The following is a 26,642-nucleotide window of genomic DNA, read 5'->3' as shown; positions in this document are numbered from 1 at the left end:
GGAGTTGCCCTTCGTTGTTCCAGCAAGGTGGGGTGGAACGGCGGTACTCTGAGAGCGCTCTCACACGTGTGGCTCGGCAGAGCCTAGCGGCTGACCATTGGCAGGTCCATACCAATGTGCGCCACGGTGATGTCCACGGCGTCGATGTCGCCCAACGGCGTGACCGTGCCCGAGGCCTGAGGTGGCGACGCGGCGAGCAGCGCGTCCACGGGAGTACGGGAACGCGCGGGCCCCACCGCCGTTCCGAACCAATGCGCCGGGGTGGTGTCACCCGGGCGGCACGGCTGACGAGCGATCAGACGAGGCCCGCCAGAGCCGTGAGCGTCCGCTCGCCCGCCGGATCACCGACGGTGGCCGGCACCAGGGCGATCTCGTCCAGCCCGGCGTCGGCATAGGCGTCGGTCCGGGCGCGTACGGCGTCGATGTCGCCCACCAGTGCGACCGTGCCCGCGGCCTGAGGCGGCAATGCGGCGAGCAGCGCGTCCGTCGGGGCACCGGAACGCGCGAGTTCCACCGCCGTTCCGAAGCCGGCCGTGGCGAACGCTTCGCTGTAGCCCGGTACGGCCAGATAGCCGACGACACTCCGCAGGACCTGGTCGAGCGACTCGGGCCCGGGGTCGACGGCGACCGGCAGCCAGGCCGCCAGTCGGGGTGGCGAGACGCGGCCCGCCCGCTTCGACGCCGCGTCCAACTTGCCCCGCAGCTCACGCACTTGCTCGGGGGAGACGACGTCGAGAACCATCCGGTCGGCGTGCGCGGCCGCCACGGAGATCGCCCGGTCGCCGAACGCCGCCACCGTGAGCGGGCCCCCGGGCGGCCGATGTCGCCGCAGGAAGACGCTCCCGGGCACGAGCGGCTCGCCCGGCTCCCCGTGCAGGAGACTCCGTACCGCCTCCGCGCTGTGCGCGAGCGCCGCCGCAGGCCGGACTCGGGGCACTCCGTGCACGCCTTCGACGACCCGCCTGCTGGAGGTCCCCAGCGCGACCCCGACCGGGCGCCCCACGACAGCGGCGACGGAGGCCGCGCCCCGCGCGATCGTCAGCGGATCGCGTACGGAGACGGGTACGGGACCGGCCGTCAGGGCGACGCGCCCGGTCGCGAGGCCGATGGCCGTGGCGAGGACGAACGCGTCCCACGTCGGCCCCTCACCGGCCCACACCTCGCGGTACCCGAGCCGGTCGGCGACCACCCCGACCCGCACCGGCTCGTCGACCGGACCGCCGTCCTCACGCGCCGCGGCGACCACGCTGAAGTCCATGAACTCACGGTAGGGGGTGACGTGTTGAGGGCGACGGCCCTTTCGGAGAGCGACGGCCCGTTTCAGGGAGCCGTACGCACGGACCCCTGCGGGCCATTCGGACGGGGCTGTCTGTCGGGCCCTTCACCGGCCAGCCAGTCGGCGACGGAGTGGGCGATCGGCTGCCCGGTGTCCATCTCGACGAAGCCGAACTGGCCCGACTGGTTGCATTCGAGGAACCACCAGATGCCGTCGGCGTCCTCGGCGAAGTCGAAGGCCCCGTAGGCGAGTTCGGCCTCTCCCAGATACCGCTGCACGGCCTCGGTGATGCGCGGCGACACCTCGACCGGCCGCCAGGGCTCGTCCGAGGGCGCGAAGCGGACGTCGACGTCGTCCGGGTGGGCGTCCGGCGCGACCGCCTTGCGTGCGGCGAGGATCCGGTCGCCGACCGCCGTCAGACGGATGTCGGCCCGCTTGTCGACCCGGCGTTGCAGCAGGGTCGGCCCGAAGGCCACGGCGGTGAAGTCGACATCCGGTGCCACCCTGCTCGTCGGCACCACCCTGGGCGGCTCCTGCGGATGCGACCCGGAGACCGGCTTGACGACCAGGTCGGGAAACCGCTGTGCGAAATCACGGGCGGCCTGCGGGAACGTGGTGATCAGCGTCGCCGGCACCGGAAGTCGGCTGCGCTGGGCGAGATGCAGCTGCCAGGGCTTGTGGCGGGCCCGGCGAGCCGCGTCGGGATGGTTCATCCAGCGCGCGCCGGTACCCCGGAGCATGCCGTAGAAGGCCTGCGAGGCCTCCTCGGTGAGCCAGCCGGACGGCTCGCTGGCCCGCGCCCCCGGAACCCCCGGCCTGCGCACCCACACGGACCGCAGCCCGCCCATGCTGACCAGCCGCCCGCCGACGGACAGATGCCCGCGAAAAGCGCCGTGCACATACTCGCCGGACAGGGCGACATCGCCGGGCAGATCGGCGGGATCGAGCCGGACCACGGGAATACCCGTGCTGTTCAGCCGGGCCACCACGAGATCCGCCGTCACATCCTGTTCGGACGTCAGAACCAGGACCGTCATCGAGTCAGATCCATGTTCAGTCGTCGAAGTGTGTCTTGGAACCGGCGGTCGACGTAGTGGCCCCGAATTCACGCATCACAGCCTGGTCATGAGCCGCTATCCGCCCGCCCGGAAGCACGTTCAACTGCAGTGCGCAGTCATAGCTGTACGGAGTGCTCACCTCCAACTGCTCAGCTGGGCGCGCGTAGTTCAGAACGAACAGCTGCATCGCTTCTCCTCGATCGGCGACGACGTCGGTCAAGTGGACGCTGACACTCCGGGATTACCGTCCCGTCCCCCGTGCCCCGCCTCCAAGGAGTTATACGAATCGAACGAGTGAATGGTTGCCTCATCTTGTGTACAACCGCGTCCGGACAGCTCTCCGTAGTCCGCGCACCACGCTCCGCAGGTCGCGGGGCCGAGGCGCGGCAGGATCAGAGGGAACGGAGGGGGATCAGTGGCGTCCCAGACCGCCACTGCCGAAGGAGCCGCTGGAACCGGGGTCCCAGCGCCCCCGCTGCTGGTCCTTGCGTCGTTTCGTCGACGCGGGGTGGAGTTCGTACGGCATGAGCCGTTCCCGCTCGGCCGCCGCGCGCGGCATTTCGTCGGGCTCCCTCATCTCGCGGACCTCGTGGACGGGACCGGAGGGCGGGAGTGTGGGTTGTTCGTCGGGGCGGGGCCGGGCGGATTCCCGGTCCCGGACCCGCATGCCGAACCAGAAGGCCCAGATCAGTGCACCAGCGATGAACAGGCCCGCGATAAATGCGGCCGTTACGTTGAGTAGATCGCTCGACGCGGCCAGTAGTTCAGACGTTGCCGTACTCATGTCTCAATTATCGCCGACGCATATGAATACGCGTCTGAAATGACCCTGAGAAATCGCTGTCCGGCTCTTGTTCGTTCTTTGTGCGGTCGGGGGCGGTCAAGGCTTCAGGGCGACCGCACCGAATTGCGGAAGAGTAGCGGCGGAGTCGCTCTCCGTACGCCACTGAGCGCAGGAGACGAGCCCCGGGTCGAGAAGATCCAGGCCGTCGAAGAAAGCGGCGACCTCTCCACGGGGACGTGCGGTGATCGGCGGGGTGGCGTTCTCGTTCCAGAACTTCATCGCCTCGATATTTCCCTCACCGCCGAGCTCCGAGTCGGTCGTCGGGTGCGTCAGCACCAGATAGCTGCCCGAGGGCACCGACGCCATGACCTTGCGCACGATGTCCTGCGCCTGGCCGGTGTCGAGCACGAAGTTCAGGATGCCGAGCATCATGACGGCCACGGGCCGGTCGAAGTCGAGGGTCTCCGCGGCGCGGGCGACGATGGCGTCGGGGTGGTGGACGTCCGCGTCGATGTAGTCCGTGGCCCCCTCGCCGGTGCCGGTCAGCAGCGTCCGGGCGTGCGCGAGCACGATCGGGTCGTTGTCGACGTACACGATCCGCGACTCGGGCGCGATGCGCTGGGCGATCTCATGGGTGTTGTCCACCGTGGGCAGCCCCGTCCCGATGTCCAGGAACTGCCGTACTCCCCGCTCGGTGACCAGGAAGCGCACGGCTCGCCCGAGGAAGGCGCGGTCCGCGCGGGCCACGCTGCGGATCAGCGGGAACATGGCGTCGATGTGGTCCCCGACCGCCTGGTCGACGACGTAGTTGTCCTTGCCGCCGATCCAGTAGTTCCACACCCTCGCGTTGTGGGCCACCGAGGTGTCCAGCCGGCCGCGTCCCTCTGACGTGCTGCCCTGCTCGCTCACGCCGTTTCCTTTCGTCACTTCCCGCACCCCGCACGGACGTTGACCCGCACCCGGCCGTCAACATCGTTCGCGCCTACGAGGGTGATCTTATGACCGGGCTCTCCGGGGCCAGGGCGGGAGGCAGCGGGAAGGGGTGCTGCCGCAGGCCGCGGGCGGCCTCTAGTCTCGCCGGACAGGCCCCAGCGGAGCGGGAGACCGGGAGAGAACACGGATGGATCACTACGACTACGACCTCGGTACCCACGGGCGGACCGTGACGACGTCGTCCGCCGAGGCCCAGAAGTGGTTCGACCGGGGCCTGGTGTGGACGTACGGCTTCCACCACGAGGAGGCCGTCGCCTGTTTCGAGGCCGCCGCCGCTGCCGACCCCGACTGCGCCATGGCCCACTGGGGCATCGCGTACGCCCTCGGCCCGAACTACAACAAGCCGTGGGAGTTCTTCGACGGCGAGGACCTCGCGGCGACCGTCGCCCGCACCCACGCCGCCGTAGAACTCGCGCAGCGCAAGGCGACCGGTGCCACACCTGTCGAACAGGCTCTGATCGGCGCCCTGCGGGCCCGCTACCCGCAGGCGGAGGCCGTCGAGGACTGCTCGGTGTGGAACGAGCCGTACGCGGACAGCATGCGCACGGCGTACGAACTCGCCCCCGACGACCTCGACGTGGCCACCCTGTACGCCGACGCGCTGATGAACCTCACCCCCTGGCAGCTGTGGGACGTACGCACCGGCGAGCCCGCCGAAGGCTCGCGCACCCTCGCCGCCAAGGCCGTCCTGGAGCGGGCGATCGCGACCGACGCCGGCTCACACCACCCGGGCCTCCTGCACCTCTACATCCACCTGATGGAGATGTCCACCACCCCGGAGACCGCCCTGCCCGCCGCCGACCGGCTGCGCGGCCTGGTCCCCGACGCCGGCCACCTCCAGCACATGCCCACCCACCTGGACGTGCTCTGCGGCGACTACCGGCGCGTGGTCGCGGACAACAGCACGGCGATCGTCGCCGACGAGAAGTTCCGTGCCCGGTCGGGCGCGATGAACTTCTACACCCTCTACCGGTCGCACAACCACCACTTCAAGATCTACGGCGCGATGTTCCTGGGCCAGTCCAGGACCGCGCTGGAGGCCGCCGCACAACTGGAGGCCTCCATCCCGGAGGAGCTGCTTCGGGTGGAGAGCCCGCCCATGGCCGACTGGCTGGAGGGCTTCCTCGCCATGCGGGTCCATGTGCTGATCCGGTTCGGCCGCTGGGCGGACATCCTCGAACTGCCGCTGCCCGCCGACCCGTCGCTGTACTGCGTGACGACGGCGATGATCCGGTACGCCCGAGGGGTCGCCCTCTCCGCCACCGGCCGCATCACGGAGGCCGAGGCGGAGCGCGAACTGTTCCGCGCGGCGGTCGGCCGGGTCCCGGAGACCCGGATGCTGTTCAACAACACCTGCGCCGATGTCCTGGCCGTCGCGTCGGCGATGCTCGACGGTGAACTGGAGTACCGGAAGGGCGACTTCGACGCGGCGTTCGCCTCGCTGGAGCGGTCGATCTCGCTGGACGACAACTTGCCGTACGACGAGCCGTGGGGGTGGATGCAGCCGACTCGGCACGCGTACGGGGCGTTGCTGCTCGAACAGGGGCGGGTCGCCGAGGCGGAGGCGGTCTATCGGGCCGATCTCGGCCTCGATGACACGCTTCCGCGTGCGGTGCAGCATCCCGGCAACGTGTGGGCGTTGCACGGGTTTCATGAGTGTCTGGTCCGGCTGGGGCGGGTGGGGGAGGCGGGGATTGTTGCTCAGCAGTTGAAGATTGCGGTTGCTTTGGCGGATGTGCCGATCCGGGCGTCGTGCTTTTGTCGTTTGGACGTCGGTTGTTGTTAGGGGCTTCGGTCGTTCGTCGTCTGCGGGGCGGTGGGGGCTGGTCGCGCAGTTCCCCGCGCCCCTGTAGGCGTGCCCTTGTGGGCCCTCGTCGGTGCCTTCTGGTCTGCCTTTGCGGGCGGTGACCTTCCGTGGAGGGCGGGCTAGCGTCCGTGTGTGAGTGACGACAACGCCCGGCAGGGCCCCCGTCGGCGTGGGCCGGGTTTCTTCACGCTGATGGTGTTGCCGTGTCTGGTGACCCTCGCTGTCGTCGCCGGATTTCTTGCCCTGACGGGTGGTCTGCCCGGGGGTGGGTCCTCGGGCGCGGACACGCGGCAGGGCATCGCGGGTGGCGTCAACGAGACCTACGGGCCGTGGCTGCGCAAGGCCGCCGCCTGCACCGTCGTCGCACCCTCCGTGCTCGCCGCCCAGATCGACCAGCTCACCGGCTGGCGCGACGACACCGGCGAACTCACGGGCGAGCAGGGCATCGCCGGATTCACCACCGCCCAGTGGCGGACCTGGGGCAAGGACGACGACGGCAACGGCACCGCCTCACCGCGTGACGAGGCCGACGCCATCATGGCCCTCGGCCGCCAGGACTGCTCCCTCGCCCGGAAGATCACGGACCTCAGAACCGAGGGCACCGTCAACGGCGAACTGGTGGACCTCACCCTGGCCGCGTACGCCGTGGGAATCGACGAGGTCACCGAAGCGGGACGCGTGCCCGACGGCGCCCGGACCTACCTCGCCGAGGTCAAGGAACTGCTCCCGCGCTACGAGACGTTCGACCGGGAACCCGTGACCGGCGGTGGACCGGCGGACGCGATCCTCGCCGCCCCCGTGAGCACCCTCGTCATCACCTCCCCCTTCGGATCACGTCAGCACCCGCTCACCGGCGTGACCAAACTCCACACCGGCGTGGACTTCGGCGCGCCCCAGGGAGCGCAGGTCTTCGCCGCCCGCCAGGGCCAGGTGGTCTTCGCGGCCATGACCAAGGCGTACGGCAACCGCGTCGTCATCGACCACGGCACGATCGAGGGCAAGCGCCTGGAGACGACGTACAGCCATCTGTCCGCGTTCGACGTCACCGCAGGACAGACGGTGTCCGCGGGCACCACGATCGGCCGGGTCGGCTCCACCGGCCTGTCCACCGGCCCCCACCTGCACTTCGAGGTGATCTACGACGGCTACTACGCCGATCCGCAGCCCTGGCTGGCGGCGAACTGACCCGTCCCTGACCCGTCCGGTCAGCCGTGGGCGTGCAGTCCGTCGAGGAGCGGGTGGTGGCTGTGCCGCCAGCCGCCGCCGACCCGGCGCGCGTCGGCCAGATGCGGGTGCCCGGCGGGCAGACCGGCGTGCTCGTGCTCGACGGGTGCGGGCTCCCTCGCAGGCCACAGACGTACGGCGAGCAGCGCGCCCCCGAGCGCGACGGCACCCAGAGCGAACACCGCGAACCGGAGCCCCGCCACCGCGCCGAGCCAGCCGGCCAGCGGATACGTGAGCAGCCAGCAACTGTGCGACAGGGAGAACTGGGCCGCGAACGCGGACGTCCGCTCCTCGGCCGGCGCCGCCCGACGGATCAGCCGCCCGGTCGGAGTGAGCACCATCGAACAGGCGGCACCGAACGTGGCCCAGACGGTCAGCAGCGAGGGCCAGCGCCAACTGCCGTCGCCCGCCGAGGTGATGGCGCCGAGCGCGACGAAGACGGCGGTGAGCAGGAGCGCTCCCCGCAGCATCACCGTACGGTCCGGTATTCGCTCGAGAACCCGGGGCAGGAGCAGCGCCACGACCATCGAGCCCGCCCCGAACGCGCCGAGCGCGAGAGGTACGTCGGAGGCGCTCCGGCCGAGCAGGTCACGGACGTACACCACCGTGTTGACGGTGACCATGGCGCTCGCGGCGGCCACCGCCAGGTCGAGGGCGAGCAGGGCGCGCAGCTGGGGGACGGCGAGGAAGAGCCGAATTCCGGTGGTCGCCCTGGCGTACACGCCGCCGGTGGGCGGGGCGGTGGCGGCGACGACGCGTTTGGGCAGGACTGCGGAGGTGACCAGGGCGGCCGAGGCCAGGAAGCCGGCCACTGTGCCGAGGAACAGCCAGTTGTACGTGATCAGTGACAGCAGCGCGGCGGCGAGGGCCGGGCTGAACAGGCTCTCCAGGTCGTAGGCGAGCCGGGACAGGGACAGGGCCCGGGTGTAGTCGCGTTCGGCGGGCAGTACGTCCGGTACGACGGCCTGGAAGGTCGGGGTGAACGCGGCCGACGCGGCCTGCAACAGGAAGATCAGGACGTACACCTGCCAGACCTGGTCCACGAACGGCAGCAGCAGCGCGACCCCGGCCCGCGTGAGATCCGACCCCACCAGCAGCGCGCGCCGCGGCAGCCGGTCGGCGACCGCGCCGACGGCCGGGGCGATGACGACGTAGGCCACCATCTTGACCGCGAGTGCCGTGCCCAGCACCGAACCGGCGTCGGCGCCCGCGAGGTCGTACGCGAGGAGGGCGAGGGCGACCGTCGCCAGGCCGGTGCCGGTCAGGGCGACGAGCTGGGCGGTGAAGAGGTGGCGGTAGGTGCGGTTGCGGAGGATCGAGAGCATGCGGCGGTCCCTGGGCGGTTGCGGGGAACGGGCGAGACCCTTCACGACTATATCTACAGGTGCGCACCTACGCACATATGGGCGAGGAGGGAAGAGGATGGAAGGGGAGGGAAGAGGAGGGAATCCGGGAATCGGTGAGCGGTCGCTCTCGACGGACCGTCCTCCCTCTACCCTGAGGGCATGCCTGCTCGCGAGACCTTGCCATCTGCGGCCGATGCGCATCTGCGTGCCCCGGACAGTGCGCGGCTCGCGGAGGCGACCAAGGTGTTCGCGCTGCTGTCCGATGTGACGCGGCTGCATCTGCTGTGGCTGCTGGCGCAGGGCGAGTCGGACGTCGGTTCGCTCACGGAGCGGTGTGAGGCGTCGCGGACGGCGGTGAGCCAGCATCTGGCGAAACTGCGGCTCGCGGGGTTGGTGGAGACGCGGCGGGAGGGGCGGTACGTGCACTACAGCTTGCGTGATGGGCACTTGCGGCGCCTGGTCATGGAGGCGCTGAGCCATGCGGACCACAGGGTGAGCGGCAAGGCGGCGCACGACTGAGGGATCTCCTCGCCCCCGCCGCCCCTACCCGTTCCCATCCTTCTGGGGGCTGCGCCCCCAGACCCCCGCTACGGCCCTGAACGGGCCTTGTCCTCAAACGCCGGACGGGCTAAAAGGTCAAGCCCCGGCCGGCGTTTGAGGACAACCATGCTCAGCCCACCCTTTTTCCCCGCCCACCCGCCCCCGCCGCACTTCAGCACCGGCCGTCACCCTCCAGCCCGTCCGGCGTTTGAGGACGAGCGCGTTCAGCGCGACAGGGGGGGTCTGGGGGCGCAGCCCCCAGAAGGATGGGAACGGGTAGGGGCGGCGGGGGCGAGAAAAGCGGCTACTGCTGGGTGGCTCCCCGGCGGCGTACCAGATAGACAGCCGCACCCGCCACCACGGCCACGGCCGCCCCGATGCCTATCCAGACACCCGCCGACACCCCACCGTCGTCCTCGCTCGCCGTCGCCTCCACGTCCGGGGAGGCCGACGCCTTCGTGGGCTCGGCACTCGGCGTCGGCGTCGGCGTCGCCGACGGCGTCTCGCTCGGCGACGGGCTACCGATCGGCTTCGCGCCAGGCGCCGCCGCCTTCAGCTTCAGCACCGGCGCCGGCTGCTCCCCACCCTCGTCCAGCTCGATCCACCGATCGACACTGCCGTCGCTGTACGTCTGCAGCGACTTGAAGGCGAGCTGCTTCGCATCGGGAAGCTGCCGTACGACGACGGAGTACTCCGCGCTCACGCCGGTCTTGAGGGCCGGGCCCTTGACCGTGTAGCCGTCGTCGGCGGTGGCGAACTTCCAGCCCTTGGGACCTTCGCCGTACGTCACGTCGCCGGGCGCGATGCCCTCCGGCAGGATCACGCGGACCTCGGCGATCCCGGCGCTGTCGGACTCCGCCTCCGCGTGGAAGGAGATCTCGACGTTCTCGGCGAGGGCCTGCGCCTTGTCGGACTCGACCTCCATATGGGCGGCGGCCGGCCCGGCGGTGAGGAGGACGAGGGCGGTGGCAGCGGCGGCGGTGAGGGCCAGGCGCCGTGCGGTGAAGTGCTGGGTGGTGGCAGTGAACATGGTGTTCTCCGGGTCTTTCCGGGCGTGCGGTGACACGGAACGGCTGACTCGCGGCGGGCCGTTCCGGCAGGGTCAGGGTCAGTTGGCGATCGCGAGCCACGCCGCCGGAGGACCCCGTCGTACCACCACGTCCGAGAGAAGCGCCGCTCTGAACAGCGGCGATTCCGTCCGGCGCGGGTGGCGCACCCGCGATCCGCGCCCGGCCGAGGTCGGCCGGCCGTCGAGCAGCGCCCGTACCGTCGCGATCCGCGTCCGTACCGCGTCGACCGCCCCGGTCAGACCGCGCGCCAGCGACCAGCAGGCCGCGTCCGCCCGGTGCAGCAGCACGGCGACGAGCACGGCGGCCACGGCATGCAGGACCGTCATCGCCCCCGAGTCGTGCAGCCACTCCGGCCAGGCCCCATGAGCGGGCATCGCGTGATGCGCGTGCGTGGGCATGTCCGTGGCCGTGACCGCCGTGTGGCGTGCGTGCGTGGCCGACAGCCACACATGCAGTCCGCACTGCGCCGTCGCGCTCGTCACCACCACCGCGGCCAGCGAACGCGGGCGCCGCGTACCGGCCAGCCCCACCACGAACAGCAGCGCCGCCGCCGTCACGCTCGACCGCCACGGAGCCGGCCCCTCGGCGACCAGATGATGCGCGCTGACCCCGAGCACCGTACCGACGACCGCGAACACCGCTGCCCGGAACACGGGCAGTGGCGCGGAGTGCGTCGTCGTCGGCGTACGGGGCATGGTCATGATCCGCCCATCATCGACCATGCGGAGGCCGGGCAGGGGTCGGGTCTCAGGAATTTCTCATTCCTTTCCCATGGCGGACCCAGGCTTTGGTCACAGAATGGTCAAGCACCCAAGGGGGATTCGAGGGGCGTGCGGGTTCTGTACACCGGGGGATCAAGGAGGCACAGTCATGGTCCTGGTCGGTCCGGAAGTACGCCGAGTGGCCCGCGGGTTGAGGCGGCGGGTACGGCGGCTCGCGGAGCCCTCTGTGCCGCAGTCGGCCCACCGGCTCGTCCCGGACCCGGTGTTCGTGATCTCCTCCGTGCGCTCCGGCTCCACACTCCTGCGGGTCCTGCTCAACAGTCACCCCCAGATCCGCGCGCCCCACGAGATGCACCTGCGCACCCTGTCGGTCGACCTCACCAAGCCGTACACCGGCAAGGCCATGGCCCAACTCGACCTCGACCAGCGCGAGTTGGAGCATCTGCTGTGGGACCGGGTCATGCACCGGGAACTCGTGCGCAGCGGCAAGCAGATCATCGTCGACAAGACACCGGGCAACGCCGGATTCTGGGAGCGGCTCGCGGAGGGCTGGCCGCAGGCCCGGTACGTCTTCCTGCTGCGCCACCCCGCGTCGATGGTGAGTTCCCTGATCAACAACCGCCCCGACCGCGACCTGGACGCGACCGTCCGCGAGGTGCGCATGTACGTGAAGGCGGTCGAGGCGGCCCGCAACGGGCTGGACGGTCTCACGGTCCGCTACGAGGACCTGACGGAGCGGCCCGAGGCGGTCACCCGGGAGCTGTGTACGTATCTCGGTGTGCCCTGGACACCGAAGATGCTCGACTACCGCAAGGGCGACCACGGCCCCTTCGTGCCGTTCATCGGCGACTGGAGCGAGAACATCAAGTCCGGGAAGATCCAGAAGGCCCGCCCGCTCCCGGACGCGGAGGAGGTCCCGGAGGCGCTGCGCGACCTCGCCCGCGCCTGGGGGTACGCCTGTTGAGCCGGAGGTGAGCCGGCCACCCGGGTGGCGCTGACCGGGGCTCCCGGCGACGCGGGGGCAGGCCCGGGCCGTGTTCCGTGCCACGTGGGGCCCGTACGGCGCCGTGGCGGGTGGCCGGTGATGCGGCGCGCGTGGCCAAGTCGCCCGTGCCGACGGCCCGTTGCGCGGTGACGGCCCTGGCGTCGAGGGGTATGCCCTCTGCAGGCGCGGCGATCCCGGTCGACTTCCGGCGGGCGAAGGCGAGGCGGTTCGGGCTCTGCGGCTCGATGTCCCGCACAGGGGCCCGCACGGACCTCCCTTGCCCTCAGCGGTCCCCGGCGCCGAATGCCTTCAGGATGCGTTCGGCCGCGAGCGTTGCCGTCAACTCGCCGTCCCTCACCTGCCGTTCGAGGTCGGGCGTGACGGCTCGTACGCCCTCGTCCGCGTGCAGGCGGCCCAGCAGCTCGTCGCGGACCATCGTCCAGGTCCAGTCGACCTGCTGGTCACGGCGTTTGGCGGCGAGGCGGCCGGTCGAGTCGAGCAGGACGCGGTGCTGTTCGAGGCGGTCCCAGACGGTGTCCAGGCCGGTCGACTCGCGGGCGCTGCACGTCAGGACGGGTGGTGTCCAGGCCGTGTCCCTGCCGTGCATCAGCCGCAGGGCACCTGCCAACTCCCGTGCCGCCGACTGGGCGTCGCGCTCGTGCGGGCCGTCCGCCTTGTTGACGGCGAGGACGTCCGCCAGTTCCAGGACGCCCTTCTTGATGCCCTGGAGCTGGTCGCCGGTGCGGGCCAGCGTCAGCAGCAGGAACGAGTCGACCATGTTCGCGACCGCCGTCTCGGACTGGCCGACGCCGACCGTCTCCACCAGCACCACGTCGTAACCCGCCGCCTCCATCACCACGATCGACTCGCGCGTCGCCTTGGCGACCCCGCCGAGCGTGCCGGCCGTGGGGGAGGGACGGATGAACGCCGCCGGGTCCACCGCCAGGCGTTCCATCCGGGTCTTGTCGCCCAGGATCGAGCCGCCCGTGCGGCTGGACGACGGGTCCACCGCGAGCACCGCCACCCGGTACCCGAGCCCGGTCAGCATCGTGCCGAACGCGTCGATGAAGGTCGACTTCCCGACCCCCGGCACCCCGCTGACCCCGATCCGCCGCGCCCGGCCGCTGTGCGGGAGCAGCGCCGTCAGCAACTCCTGCGCCAGCGACCGGTGTTGGAGGCGCGTCGACTCGACGAGCGTGATCGCACGCGCCACGATCGCCCGCTTCCCGTCGAGCACGCCCTTGACGTACGCGTCGAGATCGATCACAGGTCGTGCCCGAGGTCGGCAGAGAGCCGCTGGACCAGGTCGTACGCCGCGTCCGGGATCACCGTCCCGGGCGGGAACACGGCCGCCGCGCCCATCTCCAGCAGGGTCGGCACGTCCTGCGGCGGGATCACCCCCCCGACGACGATCATGATGTCCTCCCGGCCCTCCGCCGCCAGCTCCTCGCGCAGCGCCGGTACGAGGGTGAGGTGCCCGGCGGCCAGCGAGGACACCCCGACGATGTGCACGTCCGCCTCCACCGCCTGCCGTGCCACCTCGCCCGGCGTCTGGAACAGCGGGCCGACGTCGACGTCGAAACCGAGGTCGGCGAAGGCGGTGGCGATCACCTTCTGGCCCCGGTCATGGCCGTCCTGGCCCATCTTGGCGACCAGGATGCGCGGACGGCGCCCCTCGGCCTCCTCGAAGGCGTCGACCAGGGTCCGGGTGCGGTCGACGGACGGGGACTCGCCTGCTTCGTTGCGGTACACCCCGGCGATCGTACGGATCTGGCCCGCGTGCCGCCCGTACACCTTCTCCAGCGCGTCGGAGATCTCCCCGACCGTCGCCTTCGCGCGCGCCGCGTTCACCGCCAGCTCCAGCAGGTTGCCCTCGCCCCCGGCCGCCCGCGTGAGGGCGTCCAGCGCGTCCTGGCAGGCCCGCTCGTCGCGCTCGGCCCGCAGCCGCCGCAGCTTCTCGATCTGCTGGGTGCGTACGGAGGAGTTGTCGACCTTGAGGACATCGATCTGCTCGTCGGTCTCCACGCGGTACTTGTTGACGCCGATCACCGGCTGGCGCCCCGAGTCGATCCGGGCCTGGGTGCGCGCTGCCGCCTCCTCGACCCGGAGCTTCGGGATGCCCGCGTCGATGGCCTGCGCCATGCCGCCCGCCGCCTCGACCTCCTCGATGTGCTGCCAGGCGCGGCGCGCGAGGTCGTACGTCAGCTTCTCCACGTACGCGCTGCCGCCCCACGGGTCGATGACCCGGGTCGTGCCCGACTCCTGCTGGATCAGCAGCTGCGTGTTGCGGGCGATGCGCGCCGAGAAGTCGGTGGGGAGGGCCAGCGCCTCGTCGAGGGCGTTGGTGTGGAGCGACTGGGTGTGGCCCTGGGTCGCGGCCATCGCCTCCACGGCCGTACGCGTCACGTTGTTGAACACGTCCTGCGCGGTGAGCGACCAGCCGGAGGTCTGCGAATGGGTGCGCAGGGAGAGGGACTTGGCGTTCTGCGGGTCGAACTGCTTGACCAGCCTGGCCCAAAGGAGCCGCGCCGCGCGCATCTTCGCGATCTCCATGAAGAAGTTCATGCCGATCGCCCAGAAGAAGGACAGCCGGGGCGCGAACGCGTCGACGTCCATCCCCGCGTCCCGCCCCGCCCGGATGTACTCCACCCCGTCCGCGAGCGTGTACGCCAGCTCCAGATCGGCCGTCGCACCCGCCTCCTGGATGTGATAGCCGGAGATCGAGATGGAGTTGTAGCGGGGCATCCGCTGCGAGGTGTACGCGAAGATGTCGGAGATGATCCGCATCGACGGCTTCGGCGGATAGATGTAGGTGTTGCGGACCATGAACTCCTTGAGGATGTCGTTCTGGATGGTCCCGGCCAACTTCTCGGGCGGTACGCCCTGTTCCTCCGCCGCCACGATGTAGAGCGCGAGAACGGGCAGGACAGCCCCGTTCATGGTCATCGACACGGTCATCTTGTCGAGCGGGATGCCGTCGAAGAGTTGCCGCATGTCGTAGATCGAGTCGATGGCCACGCCCGCCATGCCGACGTCACCGGTCACGCGCGGGTGGTCGCTGTCGTACCCCCGGTGCGTGGGCAGGTCGAAGGCGACCGACAGGCCCTTCTGGCCGGCCGCGAGGTTGCGGCGGTAGAAGGCGTTGGACTCCTCGGCGGTGGAGAAACCCGCGTACTGGCGGATCGTCCAGGGCTGGTTGACGTACATCGTCGGGTACGGGCCACGCAGGTACGGGGCGGCACCCGGGTACGTCTCCAGGAAGTCCAGGCCCTCCAGGTCGCTTCCCGTGTAGAGCGGCTTGACCGCGATGCCCTCCGGGGTCTCCCAGAAGGTCTCGTCCGAGCCGGTGGCCGCCTTCACGGCCGTACGCCAGTCGGTGGCGCCGGTACCGGCGGTCGGGGTCCCCAGTTCGATTCCGGAGAAGTCGGGGATTCCCATCAGGACGCTCCCATGCGGTCGAGGGTGGCGGAGAGCACGGCTACGGCGTCGCAGCCCGCGAAGACGTACGAGTCGACGTCCGAGTACTGCCCGGGACGGCCGGCGAGGAACACATGCGAGGCGCCTGCGGCCTTCAGTTCCGCCGCCACGGCCGCCGCCTGCTCCTCGTACAGCGTGTCGCTGGAGCAGAGGCAGACCTCGGTGGCGCCGCTCTCCTCGAAGGTGCCGGTGGTGACGGGCTCGATGCCGCCGGCCTGGAAGAGGTTCGAGACGAAGGTCGTGCGTGCGGTGTGCGCGGCGGCAGGGCCGATGGTCGCCAGATAGACCCGCGGCCGGGTCCCGGTGGCTGCGAGGTGGGCGTCGGAGCGGGCGCGCAGCGCCTCGTACGCCTCGTCGCGCCGCACCCGGGGGAGTCCTCCGGACGGCGGTTCGGGCGCGGGCTCGCGGTCCGGGAGGCGCTCGGCGAGGTTCGGGAACTCGCTGACACCGGTGATGGGTTCGCGCCGTTTGGCCAGCTTGGCGGAACGGGCCGCCCAGGTGGAGGCCAGCGCCTCACCGAGGGCCCCGGAGCGGAGGGCCGCCCCCTGACCGCCGGAACCCTCGATCCACTGGAAGAACTCCCAGCCCGCGTGGGCGAGTTCGTCGGTGAGCCGCTCCACGTACCAGGAGCCGCCCGCCGGGTCGATCACCCGGGCCAGATGCGACTCCTCGACCAGGATCGTCGACGTGTTGCGGGCGATCCGGCGCGCGAACGCGTCCGGCAGGCCCAGCGCGTGGTCGAAGGGGAGCACGGTGACCGAGTCGGCGCCGCCGACTCCGGCGGCCAGCGTGGCGACCGTCGTGCGGAGCATGTTCACCCACGGGTCGCGGCGGGACATCATCACAGGCGAGGTCACGGCGTGCTGCACCTGGGCCCCGGCCGCCGGCGCCCCGGACACCTCGGCGACCCGCGCCCACAGCCGTCGGGCCGCGCGCAGCTTGGCGATCGTCAGGAACTGGTCGGCGGTGGCCGCGTACCGGAACTCCAGCTGTCCACAGGCCTGTTCGACGGTCAGCCCGGCCTCGGTCAGCTCGCGGAGGTAGGCCACCCCGGTGGCCAGGGACGCGCCCAGTTCCTGCGCGGCCGAGCCGCCCGCCTCGTGGTACGGCAGCGCGTCCACGGTCAGCGCGCGCAGCCCCGGGTACTGCTCGGCGCACAGCCGCGCCAGCTCGACGACCGGCGCGAAGGCCAACTCCTCACCCGTACGGGCCTCGTGGCCCAGCGGGTCGGCGCCGAGATTGCCGCGCGCCGTCTCCTTGGCGACGCCCCGCTCCTCGTACAGCCGCAGCAACTCCCGTGCGGCGGGCTCCACTTCCTGTCCGGCTTCGAGGACGACGGGGGCCAGGTCGAGATAGACGCCGTCGAGCGCCCGGGCGAGCGACGACACCGGGATCGCGTCCGGGCCGACGGTCAGCCAGAGCGAGGTGACGCCGTTCTCCAGGTCCGCGAGCACCGCGTCGCCGACGAGGGTCGAGTGCCGCTGCCGTACGTCCCAGCCGCCGACGGTGTTCCCCTCGGGCCGCCCGCCGCGTACGAAGGGGGCGAAGCCAGGGAAACCGGGTTCGGGGGACTCGTCGCGCGCCGTGTAGAGGGGCGGGGTGGTGATCCCGTCCTCCAGCGCGGTGGACAGCGCGGCCTCGGCTGCCGCGCCCGAGACCTCCTTGCCCGACTTGCGCAGGACGCCCTCCACGAGGCGCTGCCACTGCTCATGGGTCGTGGAAGGGAACTCGGCGGCCAGCGAGAGCCCGTCGTTGGGCAGGACTGTCATGCCCGGATGCTAGGCCAGAGAGGTCCGGCCGCAGCAGAGCGCCAGGCTGTGACCTTGGCCTCGGCCGAAATGTGACCTCGGCCTCACGTGGTGATTTCCTGAGGCCAGTCAAGGGAATCCGGTGTGAATCCGGAGCTGACGCGCAGCGGTGAGGGTGACGGGCGGAGCAACACGAGCCACTGGACGACGGTCGAATCTGACCAGGATCCGGGAAGGCGCTCCGTCCGGGTGACCCCGAGTCCGAAGACCTGCTGGCCGACCGTAGCCTGGACCCCCGCCACACCGGCCGACGACAAGGCCGTACACACCGCGCTGGAACGCACCGGCCTCACCGACCGGACGGCCCGCCTCTGGCACACCCTCTCCGGCGGCGAACGCCAACGCGTCCAGATCGCCCGCGCCCTCGCCCAGGAACCCCGCGAACTCCTCCTCGGCGAACCCACCAACCACCTCGACATCCAGCACCAGTTGGACCTCCTGACCCTGGTCGCCGAACTGCCGGTCACGACCGTCGTCGCCCTGCACGACCTGAACCTGGCGGCGATGTACTGCGACGCACTCGTCGTGCTCAAGGAGGGCCGGGTGGTGGCGACGGGCAGCCCCGGCGACGTCCTGACCGAGGACCTCATCGCCGACGTGTACGGCGTGAAGGCGCCGTCAGCCGCGACGAGCCCGGCGACCGGCCGCACGTGCGGTTCCTCGGGACGCTCCGGCCCGGGTGAGGAGAGCCGGGAACCAGGCGTTGTCAGTGGTGCTCCCTAGACTTTCGAACGACCTGATCGAAGGGCGGGGACCACCATGGAAGACCTCACGGGGATCGAGGCGCTGCGGCAGCTCCTGCCGCCGCCTCCCGGCGCGGGCGAGGACATCGACTGGCAGGCGGCCGAGGAGCGGTGGGGTACCGGGTTCCCCCGGGACTACAGGGACTTCATGTCCGTGTACGGCGTCGGCGGGATCGAATCGGAGGAGGAGATCGGCGAGGTCGGAATCCTCGGTCCGTTTCCCACGGGCGCCTACCCGTTCTCCCCCGACGACTTCGAGGACGAGACGGGGAACGCCCGGCTGGCCTGGGAGGAGGAGGGCGCCGACCAGGACGACCTGGACCTCGACCCGGAGCACATCCTCGCCTGGGGCTACACGTCCCACGCCGACATACTGTGCTGGCTCACCAGCGATCCGGACCCCGACAAGTGGCCCGTCCTGCTCTTCGCCCGTCATGGCTCGCAGACGTGCGAGGTCGTCCCCTTGGGCATGGTCGAGTTCCTGCGCAGACTCCTCGTCGGCGAGCTCGCCTCGTTCAGCATGGAGTTCACGCCCGAACCGAGCTTCGAGCACTGGCGCAAGGGGAGGTGACCCGCCTGAGGGGCCTCTGGCGGGCGCCGGGCGTGGCGCAGGGCGGCGCACCATAATGAAGGGGAGCGCGGCGCGGGAGACAGCGCCGCAGGTGAGGTGCGCATGGCAGCCCTGAGCGAGCACGACGGCGTGGACATCCCGGCCGACGAGGCTGCCGTCGTCCTGCTCGACAGCGCGGGGATCGTCCAGGGGTGGTCACGGGCGGCGGCGGACCTGCTGGGGCGGCCCGCCGAGCAGGTCTGCGGGCAGCCACTGGCGCGACTGCTCGCCGAACCGGTGCGGGGCGACTCCCCGGCCGTACCGGCGGGGCGGGTCGCGTTCCGGCATGCCTCGGGCCGGACCGTCGAGGCCACCGTCGACGAGGTGTCCCTGGGCGGGTCCTCCCAGCGCGTCCTGCTGCTGGCGCCGAGCCGCGAGGACGGCGCACAGGAACAGGGATCGTCCCTGCTGACCGCCCTGCTGGAGCAGTCACTGCTCGGGGTCGTCCTCTGTGACGCCGAGCTGAGAGTCGTCCGCACGAATGTCATCGACGGGGGGCACGGCTGGCCGCTTGTGCGCCCCGGGCATCGCCTCGAAGACGTTCTCTCCCCGGCGGACGTGAAGGAGGTCGGGGGCCAGCTGCGGCAGGTGCTCGACACGGGGGTGCCGCTGCTCGCCCGGGAACAGCGGATGTCCGCGCCGGACGGGTCCGGGCGGGAGCGGTATGTGTCCGTGTCCGCCTTCCGGCTGGCGGACGGTCACGACCGGCCGACCGGGATCGCGGCGTTCTTCACCGACAGCACACAGCAGCGGCGGGCCCGGCGGCGCACCGAGGTCGGCCATGAGGCGTCGGCACGCATCGGCGCCTCGCTGGACGTGACCCGCACCGCACAGGACATCGCCGACGTACTGGTACCGGCCCTCGGGGACATGGCGTCGGTCGAGATCGCCGAGGCCGTGCTCGAGGGCGAGGAGCCGTCGAAGGTGATCCGACCCGGCGACTGGCTGCGGCTGCGCCGGGTGGCCGTCGCCTCGGCCACCGGACCCTGGCCCGCCGAACTCGTTCCCGTCGGCGGGGTGATCCCGCGTTTCCCCGACGTCCCGCAGGTGCGGCAGGCCGCCATCCAGGGGGACACCGTCTACAACACGACCAGGCAGGAGATGCTCGACCTCCTCGGCGATCCGGACCTGATCCGGGCCGTGATGCCCGCGCGGGGACACTCAGCCGTGGTGTCCCCGCTGTACGCGCGCGGTCTGCTGCTGGGCTTCGCGACCGTCTGGCGGACCGAGCAGCCGGAACCGTTCGACCAGGACGACGCGGACCTCGTGTTCGACATCTCCTCGCGGGCCGCGCTCAGCGTGGACAACGCCCGCCGGTACACCCGCGAGCACCGGGCGGCGGTCGCGCTCCAGCAGCGACTGCTCCCGAGGGCCACCACCAGCACGGCGGCGGCCGAGTCGGCGGGCTGCTATGTGCCGGCCGGCGGCGGGGCCGACATCAGCGGCGACTGGTTCGACGCCATCCCGCTGCCCTCGCTGCGGGTGGCCTTCGTCGTCGGCGACGTCTTCGGCCACGGACTGCACGCCGCGGCGACCATGGGCCGCCTGCGGACCGCGATCCGTACGCTCGCCGACCTCGAACTGGAGCCGGGGGAACTCCTCATCCACCTCGACGACCTCGTCCAGCAACTCGCCGACGAGGCCGATCCCGAGGACAGGGACACCATCGGCGCCACCTGCCTGTACGCGGTCTACGACCCGCTCACCGGCAGCTGCGCCCTCGCCAGTGCCGGACATCCGCCGCCCGCGGTGATCGGGCCCGACGGCACCGCCCGGCCGGTCGAGGTGTCCCCGGGGCCTCCGCTCGGAGTCGGCGGCATGCCCTTCGAGGTGACCACCGTCGCCCTGGAGGCAGGCAGCACCCTCGCGCTCTACACCGACGGCCTTGTGGAACGGGGCTGCCATGACACCGACCAGGGCACCCGGGAGCTGCTCGACACCCTCGCGTCGCTCTGCCGGGGCGACGGGACGCTGGAGGAGATCGGCCGTGCCGTCATGGCCGGCGCCGCCGAGGCGCCGCCCCGCGACGACATGGCGCTCCTGCTGGCCCGCCCCCGGCTGCTTCCGGCGGCGGACATCGCCGACTGGCAGTTCCCCGACGATCCGGCGGCGGTGGCCGAGGCCCGCAACGCCGTCGCGCGCAGACTCGCCGAGTGGGGGCTCGACGACCTCACCTTCACCACGGAACTGACCGTCAGCGAACTGGTCACCAACGCCATGCGGTACGCGGGCGGCACCGTCGGTCTGCGTCTCTTCCACGACGACACCACCCTGGTGTGCGAGGTCCGCGACTCCAGCAACACCCAGCCGCGACTCCGCCGGGCCCTGGCGGGCGACGAAGGCGGACGAGGCCTGTTTCTCGTCGCCCAGCTCAGCAGACGCTGGGGCAGCCGGTACCACCCCAGCGGCAAGACCATCTGGGCGGAGCAGCCGATCGACGGCGATCCGGTGCCGGACACCGGTCTCGCCGCCGTGTGGGACGGCGTCACCCTGTAGCGCTCCTCAGCTGCGGCGGTTCCCCTGTTCTCCAGGCAACAGGGCCCGCAGGGCGTTGAGTTGATGCGAGTGCTCGACCGCCGACGTCTCGTCCAGGGCGGTCAGCGCAAGCAGCAGCGCGTCCGCCACGATCAGGGCGGTCAGGACCTCGTTGGTGATCCCGGTCGGGGTGCCGGGCGCGATCAGTACGGCGTCGACGCGGTCCTCGAAGGCCTCGCTCAGCTCGTCGGTGACGAACACGACCTTGGCGCCGACCGCGCGGGCCCGCTCCACGAGGACCGTCAGCTCCGGCAGCGGCCGCCCCGGCTGGAAGATGACCACGGCGTCGCCCTGCCCCAGGGTGAGCAGCGCGTCCGCGAGCGCGAAGCCGGTGTCGCCCGCGAACCGGGCACGGCGGCCGATCCGGCCGAGCGACCGGGCGAGATGGCGCGCCCCGAGTTCGCACGCGACGGCCCCGTAACACAGCACCTCACGGGCGTCGGCGAGCGCGGCGACCGCCCGTTCGAGCGCCTCTGTGCCGGTGAGTCGCCGGCACTGGTCGATGCGCTCCTGGGTCTCGTCGAAGATGTCGCTCCAGATGTTCTCCAGGTCCTTGCCGACATGTGCGATGCGCTGCGCCAGCCGGACATCGGGGGCGGTGGCCGCGGTGAAGTCGGCCGCCAGCTCCCGCTTGAGCGCCGGCAGACCGGCGTAACCGATTCGTTGCAGAGCCCGTACGACCGTCGCGTTGCTGGTGCCGCTGGCGGTCCCCAGCTCCTGGGCGCTGGCGAACATCAGTTTCTCGGCAGGGGCGCTGACCAGGTACTGCGCGACGGTCTGCTCGGAGGCGGACAGCTCGTCCCACTGGTCGCGGACGGCGGCGCGCAGACGCGTGAGCCCTCCGGGGGCGGCACTGCCCGTTTTTGAAATCGCCATTACAGCCATTGACTCCTACGTCACCGACGTTACTCTCTGAACATCGCGTTCCAGAAAGTCGAACTTTCGGAACGAATGTTACGGCACGTGTGTCTTTCGAGGAGCCCCCGTATGCAGCACAGTCTTCCGGTCGTCGAGATCTCCGGTACTCCGGCCCAGCGTGGCAGGCAGTACGGAGAGGCCGTGGCCGGACAACTGGCGGCTTCCCTCGCCTATTACGAGGAGGCCTTCGGCGCCTCGTCGGGTCTCACCTGGCAGCAGGTCACCGCCCGCGCAAACCGCTGGCTCGGCCCCGTCCGGGACTACGCGCCCCACCTGGTGGAGGAGATGCAGGGCATCGCCGACGGCGCGGGCGTCGACCTGCTCGACGTACTGGCGCTGAACGCGCGCGGCGAGGTCATCTACGACGACTCCTTCAGCGGGATGCGCGAGTTCGGCGAGGTGCGCGAGGAGGAGCCCGCCGAGGGCTGCACCTCCTTCGCGGCCTACGGGCCCGCCAGCGGCGACGGCCATGTCTGGGCCGGACAGAACTGGGACTGGCGGGCCGGGGTCCAGGACACGGTGGTCATGCTCCGGATCGTCCAGCCGCCCAAGCCGACCCTGCTGATGCAGGTGGAGGCCGGGCAGATCGGCCGCCAGGGAGCCAGCTCGGCGGGCATCGCCCTCAACGCCAACGGTCTCGGCGGCCGCTTCGACGAGGCCGTCGGCCTGCCCCAGACCGTGATCCGGCGCAGTGTCCTGGACCAGCCCAGCATCACCGACGCCCTCAACGTGCTGTGCCGCACCCGCGCCCACATCGCCAGCAACGCCCTGCTCACCTGCCGGGAGGGCTTCGCCGTCGACCTGGAGACCACCCCGGCCGGGCACGGCTGGCTGTATCCCACCGACGGCCTCCTGGTGCACGGCAACCACTACCAGGCGGGTGTCCCCACGGCCCTGGCCGCCGGATACCGGCCCCTGTCACCCGACTCCCTCGTACGCGTCCCGCGCGCCGAGGAGGGTCTGCGTCGGCTGCGCGACGCCACCGGCCCGGACGAGACCCGCAAGCTGATCAAGCAGTCGATGTCGGACCACCTCGGCCACCCCGAGTCGCTCTGCACCCACGCCGACCCGCGAGAACCCGAGATCAAGCACTGGACGACACTGGTGTCCTCCTGTGTGGACCTCACCGCCGGCGACTACCACGTCACGGCCGGCACCCCCTGCGACCACGAGTACCAGCACCTCCCCTGGAACCTCTACGACGGCCCCCACGCCCCGAACTGAACGCCCCCACCCCCGAATCCCGGATCCCCGCTTTCCGCCCAGGAGCACTGCCATGAAGCTCAAGTCCGCTGTCGCGGCCGCCGGCCTCGCCGGGGCGATGGCCCTCACCGCCGCCTGCAGCGGAGCCGACACCGGCTCCTCCGCGGGCGACGGCGCCGCCGTCGACGTCACCAAGCTCGACCTCACTCCCACCACGGCCCCCGCCACCGGTTCCGTCGCCTCCGTGAACTGGCTGCTGGCGGACGAGCCGGAGTCCCTCGACCTCGACACCCAGGGCGGCAGCGCCGGCCGCACCGTCCTCAGCAACGTCTGCGAGCGCCTCTACCAGCTCCAGCCCGACATGTCCGTGCGGCCCTCACTCGTGGCGAAGGAGGGCAGACCGGACGCGAAGACCCTCGTCCTGACCCTGCGGGACGGCGTCACCTTCCACGACGGTTCCACGATGACCGCCGACGACGTCCTGTTCAGCCTGCGCCGCCACGCAGAGCCGGAGATGGAACAGTCCGACGAGTTCGGCAACGTCGACAAGATGGCCAAGACCGGCGACCGCGAGATCACCGTCACTTTCAAGCAGCCCGACGCCTTGTTCACCAAGGCCCTCGCGGGCGACGCGGGGCTTGTCTACAACGACGCGCAGGTCAAGAAGGCGGGCGACGACTTCGGCACCCCCGGCCAGGGTGACGCCTGTTCGGGCCCGTACGAGCTGAGCGGCTGGAAGTCCGGCGACTCCGTCACCCTCACCGCCTACGACGGCTACTGGGGCGAGAAGCCGCTCACCGAGAAGGTCGTCTTCCGCTGGGCCGACGACAGCGCGATGGTCAACGCGCTGAAGACCGGCGCTGCCGACGGCGCCTACGCCGACACCCCCGGCGCGGCGGCCTCCCTGCGCGGCACCAAGGGCCTGACCCAGTACTACGGCCCGAGCACTGCCACCCTGGCCCTCCTGCCCACCGAACGCGGCGGCCTCGCCGACCCGGACATCCGCAGGGCGCTCTCCCTGGTCCTGGACCGCGCGGGCATAGCCAAGGCCGGCTACGGCGGCCTCGCCGAACCCTGGGCCACCCCTGTCGGCTCCGGCTCCTGGGGCTACGCGAAGGCGGCCTTCGCCGCCGCCCAGAAGCAGCTCACCGAGGCCCCGGCGACCCCGTCCACCCAGGACCTCGCCAAGGCCAAGCAACTCGTGAAGCAGGCCAAGTCCGCGCCGACCGGACCCATCGTGATCGGCACCGACAGCACCCAGGGCCGCCTGGTCATCGCCAACGCCGTCCGCGCCGCCCTCACCCAGCTCGGCCTCAAAGGCGAGATCAAGACCCTGCCCTCCTCCGCCTACCAGGAGGCCTACGGAGACAAGGGCGCCCGCGCCGACTTCGACGTCCTCGTCGCCGACTGGTACATCTCCAAGAGCGACCCCATCGGCTTCTACGACAACGCCCTGTCCGACAGCTCGAACAACTGGGTCGGATTCAAGAGCGCCGACTACGACGCCAAGGTCGAGGAGGCCCTTCGTACCATCGACGACAAGAAGCGCGCCGCCCTCGTCGTGGACATCCAGCGCGAGTTCGCGGACGCGGCCGTGTGGATCCCGGTCGCACAGACGCCCACCGTCCTCACCCTGAACAGCGAGCTGACCGGCCCGCCCGCCTCCATGGCCTACCTCTACTCTCCCTGGGCCGCACAGCTCGGCGCCAAGAAGGGCTGAACCGCATGATCGTCGCCATCGGCCGGCGGCTCTCGGGACTGCTGGCCACCCTGCTGGCCTCCTCGTTCGTGATCTTCGCCGCCGTCTACGCGGCCCCCGGCGACCCCGCCGTCTTCCTCGCGGGCGGCCGGGACAAGCTCACCCCCGAACGGCTGGCCAGTGTCCGCGCCCAGTACCACCTGGACGAGCCCCTGGTCGTCCAGTACGGCCGCTGGCTGTGGGACTGCGTCCACCTCGACCTCGGCCGCTCCTTCCAGTACAGCGACCAGGTCTCCGACCTGCTGGCCTCCCGCTTCCCGACGACCCTCGTCCTCGTCGCGTACGCAACCGTGCTGTTCGTGGTGCTTGGGGTCGGCGCGGGCATCCTCGCGGCGATCCGCCAGGGCGGCTGGGTCGACTCGGCCGTCGTCGGCACCACCACGCTCGCCGCGTCCGTGCCCTCCTTCGTCGGAGGCATCGCCCTCGTCGCCCTCTTCGGGGTGAAGCTCGGCTGGTTCCCCGTGACCGGCAGCGGCGAGGGCGTCGGCGGCACCCTCCACCACCTCACCCTGCCCGCCGTGGCCATGGCACTCGGTTCGCTCGCCGTCATCAGCCGCGTCACCCGGCAGGCCATGGTGGAGGCGGGCGCCGCCGAACACGTGGCGGTGGCCCGCTCGGCGGGACTGCCCGAACGGCAGATCATCAGACGGCACATCCTGCGCAACGCCCTCGGGCCGATCGTGACCATGTGCGGTCTGGTCACCGCGGGCATGCTCGCCGGGACGGTCGCCGTCGAGACCGTCTTCGGACTGAGCGGCATCGGCTCCCTGCTCGTCGGCGCCATCAACACCCATGACTTCCCTGTCGCCCAGGCGGTCCTGCTGCTGATGGTCACCTCCTACATCGTCGTCACCACCGTCGTGGACCTCGTGCACCCCCTGCTCGACCCCCGCCTGACCGCCATGAGGAGCACCGCATGACTGCCCTGCCCGCCGAGGCCGTCCCGGCGGCCGCTCTGCCGGTCACCGTGAAACGGGCCCGCCGCCCCTGGGGCGTGACCGTCGCAGCCGTCTTCCTCGCCCTCGTGGTGCTCGCCGCGGTTTTCGCCCCGCTCCTCGCCCCCTACGCCCCGGACGCCATCGACCTGTCGTCCTCCCTGGTCGGCACCAGCGGCGCCCACCCGCTCGGCACCGACGCCTCCGGACAGGACCTCCTCTCCCGGGTGCTGTACGGCGCCCGCACCAGCCTGCTCGCGCCGCTGCTCCTGCTGCTGCTCGCCTCCGTGCTGGGCGTCACCCTCGGGACGGTCGCCGCGTGGCGCGGCGGCTGGGTCGACACGCTGCTGTCCCGGATCACCGACGTCATGTACGCCTTCCCGGGCCTGCTGTTCGTCGTGCTGATCATCGCGGTCTTCGGTGCCGGCATGACCACGTCCGTGATCGCCCTCGGACTGGCCTACGCCCCGACCATCGCCAAGTACACACGCAGTGTCGCGCTGACCGAACGGTCCAAGGCGTACATCGACGCCTATCGCGTCCTCGGTATGAGCGGCACCCGTATCTGCGTGGCCCATCTCGTGCCCAACCTGGCCCGGTCCGTCGTCGGTTACCTCGTCGTCCTGTTCGGCGAGGCCCTGATGAGCCTGGCCACCCTCAGCTACCTCGGCTTCGGCGCCCAGCCGCCCAGCTCCGACTGGGGGTTGATGGTTCAGGAGGGCCAGGCCGCCATCGTCCAGAACGCCCTGCTCCCCGCACTCGTGCCGGGCACCGCCATCGCCGCCGTCGTGGTGGCCTTCAACGTGGTCGGCGTCTGGGCCGCCGACCGGCTCGGCGCCAGGAGGTAGC

23 protein-coding genes, 1 pseudogene and 1 riboswitch are annotated in these 26,642 nt (G+C 71.1%); of the genes and pseudogenes, 11 read left to right on the top strand and 13 right to left on the bottom strand.

Annotated features, from left to right (window positions below):
* Positions 1–83 precede the first annotated feature (83 nt).
* From ACFYXF_RS38150 to ACFYXF_RS38125, 6 genes are all read right to left on the bottom strand, one after another.
* Complete coding sequence (locus ACFYXF_RS38150; protein WP_389356563.1) at positions 84–209, bottom strand: hypothetical protein; 126 nt, start codon at positions 207–209, stop codon at positions 84–86.
* Positions 210–295: 86 nt separating this feature from the next.
* Positions 296–1,258, bottom strand: coding sequence for an LLM class F420-dependent oxidoreductase (locus ACFYXF_RS38145; protein WP_389356562.1), 963 nt, complete (start codon positions 1,256–1,258; stop codon positions 296–298).
* Positions 1,259–1,320: 62 nt separating this feature from the next.
* On the bottom strand, positions 1,321–2,313 hold the full coding sequence (tgmB, locus tag ACFYXF_RS38140) for an ATP-grasp ribosomal peptide maturase (protein ID WP_389356561.1): 993 nt from the start codon (positions 2,311–2,313) through the stop codon (positions 1,321–1,323).
* Between the two features lie 16 nt (positions 2,314–2,329).
* Positions 2,330–2,521, bottom strand: a complete 192-nt coding sequence (gene tgmA / locus ACFYXF_RS38135; RefSeq protein WP_389356701.1) for a putative ATP-grasp-modified RiPP — start codon at positions 2,519–2,521, stop codon at positions 2,330–2,332.
* 225 nt (positions 2,522–2,746) lie between these two features.
* Positions 2,747–3,118 carry a DUF6479 family protein gene (locus ACFYXF_RS38130; RefSeq protein WP_235472682.1) on the bottom strand — a complete coding sequence of 124 codons (372 nt, stop codon included), beginning with the start codon at positions 3,116–3,118 and terminating at the stop codon, positions 2,747–2,749.
* Positions 3,119–3,214: 96 nt separating this feature from the next.
* The gene (locus ACFYXF_RS38125) at positions 3,215–4,027 is read right to left on the bottom strand and encodes an SAM-dependent methyltransferase (RefSeq protein WP_389356560.1); all 813 of its coding nucleotides are present in this window, start codon (positions 4,025–4,027) and stop codon (positions 3,215–3,217) included.
* A gap of 211 nt (positions 4,028–4,238) precedes the next feature.
* On the opposite strand from ACFYXF_RS38125, the gene ACFYXF_RS38120 reads away from it, so the two are divergent.
* Both ACFYXF_RS38120 and ACFYXF_RS38115 read left to right on the top strand, forming a co-directional pair.
* A complete protein-coding gene (locus ACFYXF_RS38120; RefSeq protein WP_389356559.1) occupies positions 4,239–5,897 on the top strand; it encodes a tetratricopeptide repeat protein in 1,659 nt (552 codons plus the stop codon).
* A gap of 213 nt (positions 5,898–6,110) precedes the next feature.
* The gene (locus ACFYXF_RS38115; RefSeq protein WP_389356700.1) at positions 6,111–7,103 is read left to right on the top strand and encodes a M23 family metallopeptidase; all 993 of its coding nucleotides are present in this window, start codon (positions 6,111–6,113) and stop codon (positions 7,101–7,103) included.
* A gap of 20 nt (positions 7,104–7,123) precedes the next feature.
* Here the strand turns inward: ACFYXF_RS38115 and ACFYXF_RS38110 are convergent, their stop codons facing one another.
* Complete coding sequence (locus ACFYXF_RS38110) at positions 7,124–8,467, bottom strand: MFS transporter (RefSeq protein WP_389356558.1); 1,344 nt, start codon at positions 8,465–8,467, stop codon at positions 7,124–7,126.
* 180 nt (positions 8,468–8,647) lie between these two features.
* On the opposite strand from ACFYXF_RS38110, the gene ACFYXF_RS38105 reads away from it, so the two are divergent.
* Positions 8,648–9,007, top strand: coding sequence for an ArsR/SmtB family transcription factor (locus tag ACFYXF_RS38105; RefSeq protein WP_389356557.1), 360 nt, complete (start codon positions 8,648–8,650; stop codon positions 9,005–9,007).
* 325 nt (positions 9,008–9,332) lie between these two features.
* Here the strand turns inward: ACFYXF_RS38105 and ACFYXF_RS38100 are convergent, their stop codons facing one another.
* The gene (locus tag ACFYXF_RS38100; RefSeq protein ID WP_389356556.1) at positions 9,333–10,058 is read right to left on the bottom strand and encodes a DUF1775 domain-containing protein; all 726 of its coding nucleotides are present in this window, start codon (positions 10,056–10,058) and stop codon (positions 9,333–9,335) included.
* A 78-nt stretch (positions 10,059–10,136) separates the two neighbouring features.
* Complete coding sequence (locus ACFYXF_RS38095) at positions 10,137–10,799, bottom strand: hypothetical protein (RefSeq protein ID WP_389356555.1); 663 nt, start codon at positions 10,797–10,799, stop codon at positions 10,137–10,139.
* 169 nt (positions 10,800–10,968) lie between these two features.
* Here ACFYXF_RS38095 and ACFYXF_RS38090 point away from each other — a divergent pair, with 169 nt between their 5' ends.
* Positions 10,969–11,784, top strand: coding sequence for a sulfotransferase family protein (locus ACFYXF_RS38090; RefSeq protein ID WP_389356554.1), 816 nt, complete (start codon positions 10,969–10,971; stop codon positions 11,782–11,784).
* Between the two features lie 304 nt (positions 11,785–12,088).
* On the opposite strand, the gene meaB is transcribed toward ACFYXF_RS38090, so the two are convergent.
* Genes meaB through ACFYXF_RS38075 form a run of 3 tightly spaced genes read right to left on the bottom strand, consistent with a single transcriptional unit; the run spans position 12,089 to position 17,051 of the window.
* Positions 12,089–13,072, bottom strand: coding sequence for a methylmalonyl Co-A mutase-associated GTPase MeaB (gene meaB / locus ACFYXF_RS38085; RefSeq protein WP_389356553.1), 984 nt, complete (start codon positions 13,070–13,072; stop codon positions 12,089–12,091).
* A complete protein-coding gene (gene scpA / locus ACFYXF_RS38080) occupies positions 13,069–15,243 on the bottom strand; it encodes a methylmalonyl-CoA mutase (RefSeq protein WP_389356552.1) in 2,175 nt (724 codons plus the stop codon). Before scpA ends, meaB begins: the two co-directional genes overlap by 4 nt.
* Positions 15,243–17,051 carry a methylmalonyl-CoA mutase family protein gene (locus ACFYXF_RS38075; RefSeq protein WP_389356551.1) on the bottom strand — a complete coding sequence of 603 codons (1,809 nt, stop codon included), beginning with the start codon at positions 17,049–17,051 and terminating at the stop codon, positions 15,243–15,245. Before ACFYXF_RS38075 ends, scpA begins: the two co-directional genes overlap by 1 nt.
* 88 nt (positions 17,052–17,139) lie before the next feature.
* Positions 17,140–17,322: riboswitch (cobalamin riboswitch) on the top strand.
* Between ACFYXF_RS38075 and ACFYXF_RS38070 the strand changes: the two are divergent.
* The 3 genes and pseudogenes from ACFYXF_RS38070 to ACFYXF_RS38060 form a co-directional block, all read left to right on the top strand.
* Positions 17,316–17,773 (top strand): annotated as a pseudogene (locus ACFYXF_RS38070) (ABC transporter ATP-binding protein); the annotation flags it as partial. It overlaps the preceding riboswitch by 7 nt.
* Positions 17,774–17,849: 76 nt before the next feature.
* On the top strand, positions 17,850–18,404 hold the full coding sequence (locus ACFYXF_RS38065) for an SMI1/KNR4 family protein (protein WP_389356550.1): 555 nt from the start codon (positions 17,850–17,852) through the stop codon (positions 18,402–18,404).
* Between the two features lie 102 nt (positions 18,405–18,506).
* Positions 18,507–20,939, top strand: a complete 2,433-nt coding sequence (locus ACFYXF_RS38060; protein WP_389356549.1) for a SpoIIE family protein phosphatase — start codon at positions 18,507–18,509, stop codon at positions 20,937–20,939.
* 6 nt (positions 20,940–20,945) lie between these two features.
* On the opposite strand, the gene ACFYXF_RS38055 is transcribed toward ACFYXF_RS38060, so the two are convergent.
* Complete coding sequence (locus tag ACFYXF_RS38055) at positions 20,946–21,854, bottom strand: MurR/RpiR family transcriptional regulator (protein ID WP_389356548.1); 909 nt, start codon at positions 21,852–21,854, stop codon at positions 20,946–20,948.
* Between the two features lie 111 nt (positions 21,855–21,965).
* Between ACFYXF_RS38055 and ACFYXF_RS38050 the strand changes: the two genes are divergently transcribed.
* From ACFYXF_RS38050 to ACFYXF_RS38035, 4 genes are read left to right on the top strand one after another with little or no spacing between them, the layout of a single operon-like run.
* Positions 21,966–23,120 carry a C45 family autoproteolytic acyltransferase/hydolase gene (locus tag ACFYXF_RS38050; protein WP_389356547.1) on the top strand — a complete coding sequence of 385 codons (1,155 nt, stop codon included), beginning with the start codon at positions 21,966–21,968 and terminating at the stop codon, positions 23,118–23,120.
* A gap of 52 nt (positions 23,121–23,172) precedes the next feature.
* Positions 23,173–24,819, top strand: coding sequence for an ABC transporter substrate-binding protein (locus tag ACFYXF_RS38045; protein WP_389356546.1), 1,647 nt, complete (start codon positions 23,173–23,175; stop codon positions 24,817–24,819).
* 5 nt (positions 24,820–24,824) lie between these two features.
* The gene (locus ACFYXF_RS38040) at positions 24,825–25,778 is read left to right on the top strand and encodes an ABC transporter permease (protein ID WP_235472665.1); all 954 of its coding nucleotides are present in this window, start codon (positions 24,825–24,827) and stop codon (positions 25,776–25,778) included.
* The gene (locus tag ACFYXF_RS38035) at positions 25,775–26,641 is read left to right on the top strand and encodes an ABC transporter permease (protein WP_389356545.1); all 867 of its coding nucleotides are present in this window, start codon (positions 25,775–25,777) and stop codon (positions 26,639–26,641) included. The genes ACFYXF_RS38040 and ACFYXF_RS38035 overlap by 4 nt, the downstream gene beginning before the upstream one ends.
* Position 26,642: the final 1 nt, after the last annotated feature.

The sequence above is a fragment of the Streptomyces sp. NPDC002680 genome (assembly GCF_042889145.1).
Lineage (GTDB): Bacteria > Actinomycetota > Actinomycetes > Streptomycetales > Streptomycetaceae > Streptomyces > Streptomyces adonidis.
This window is presented reverse-complemented; position numbering and strand designations above follow the sequence as displayed.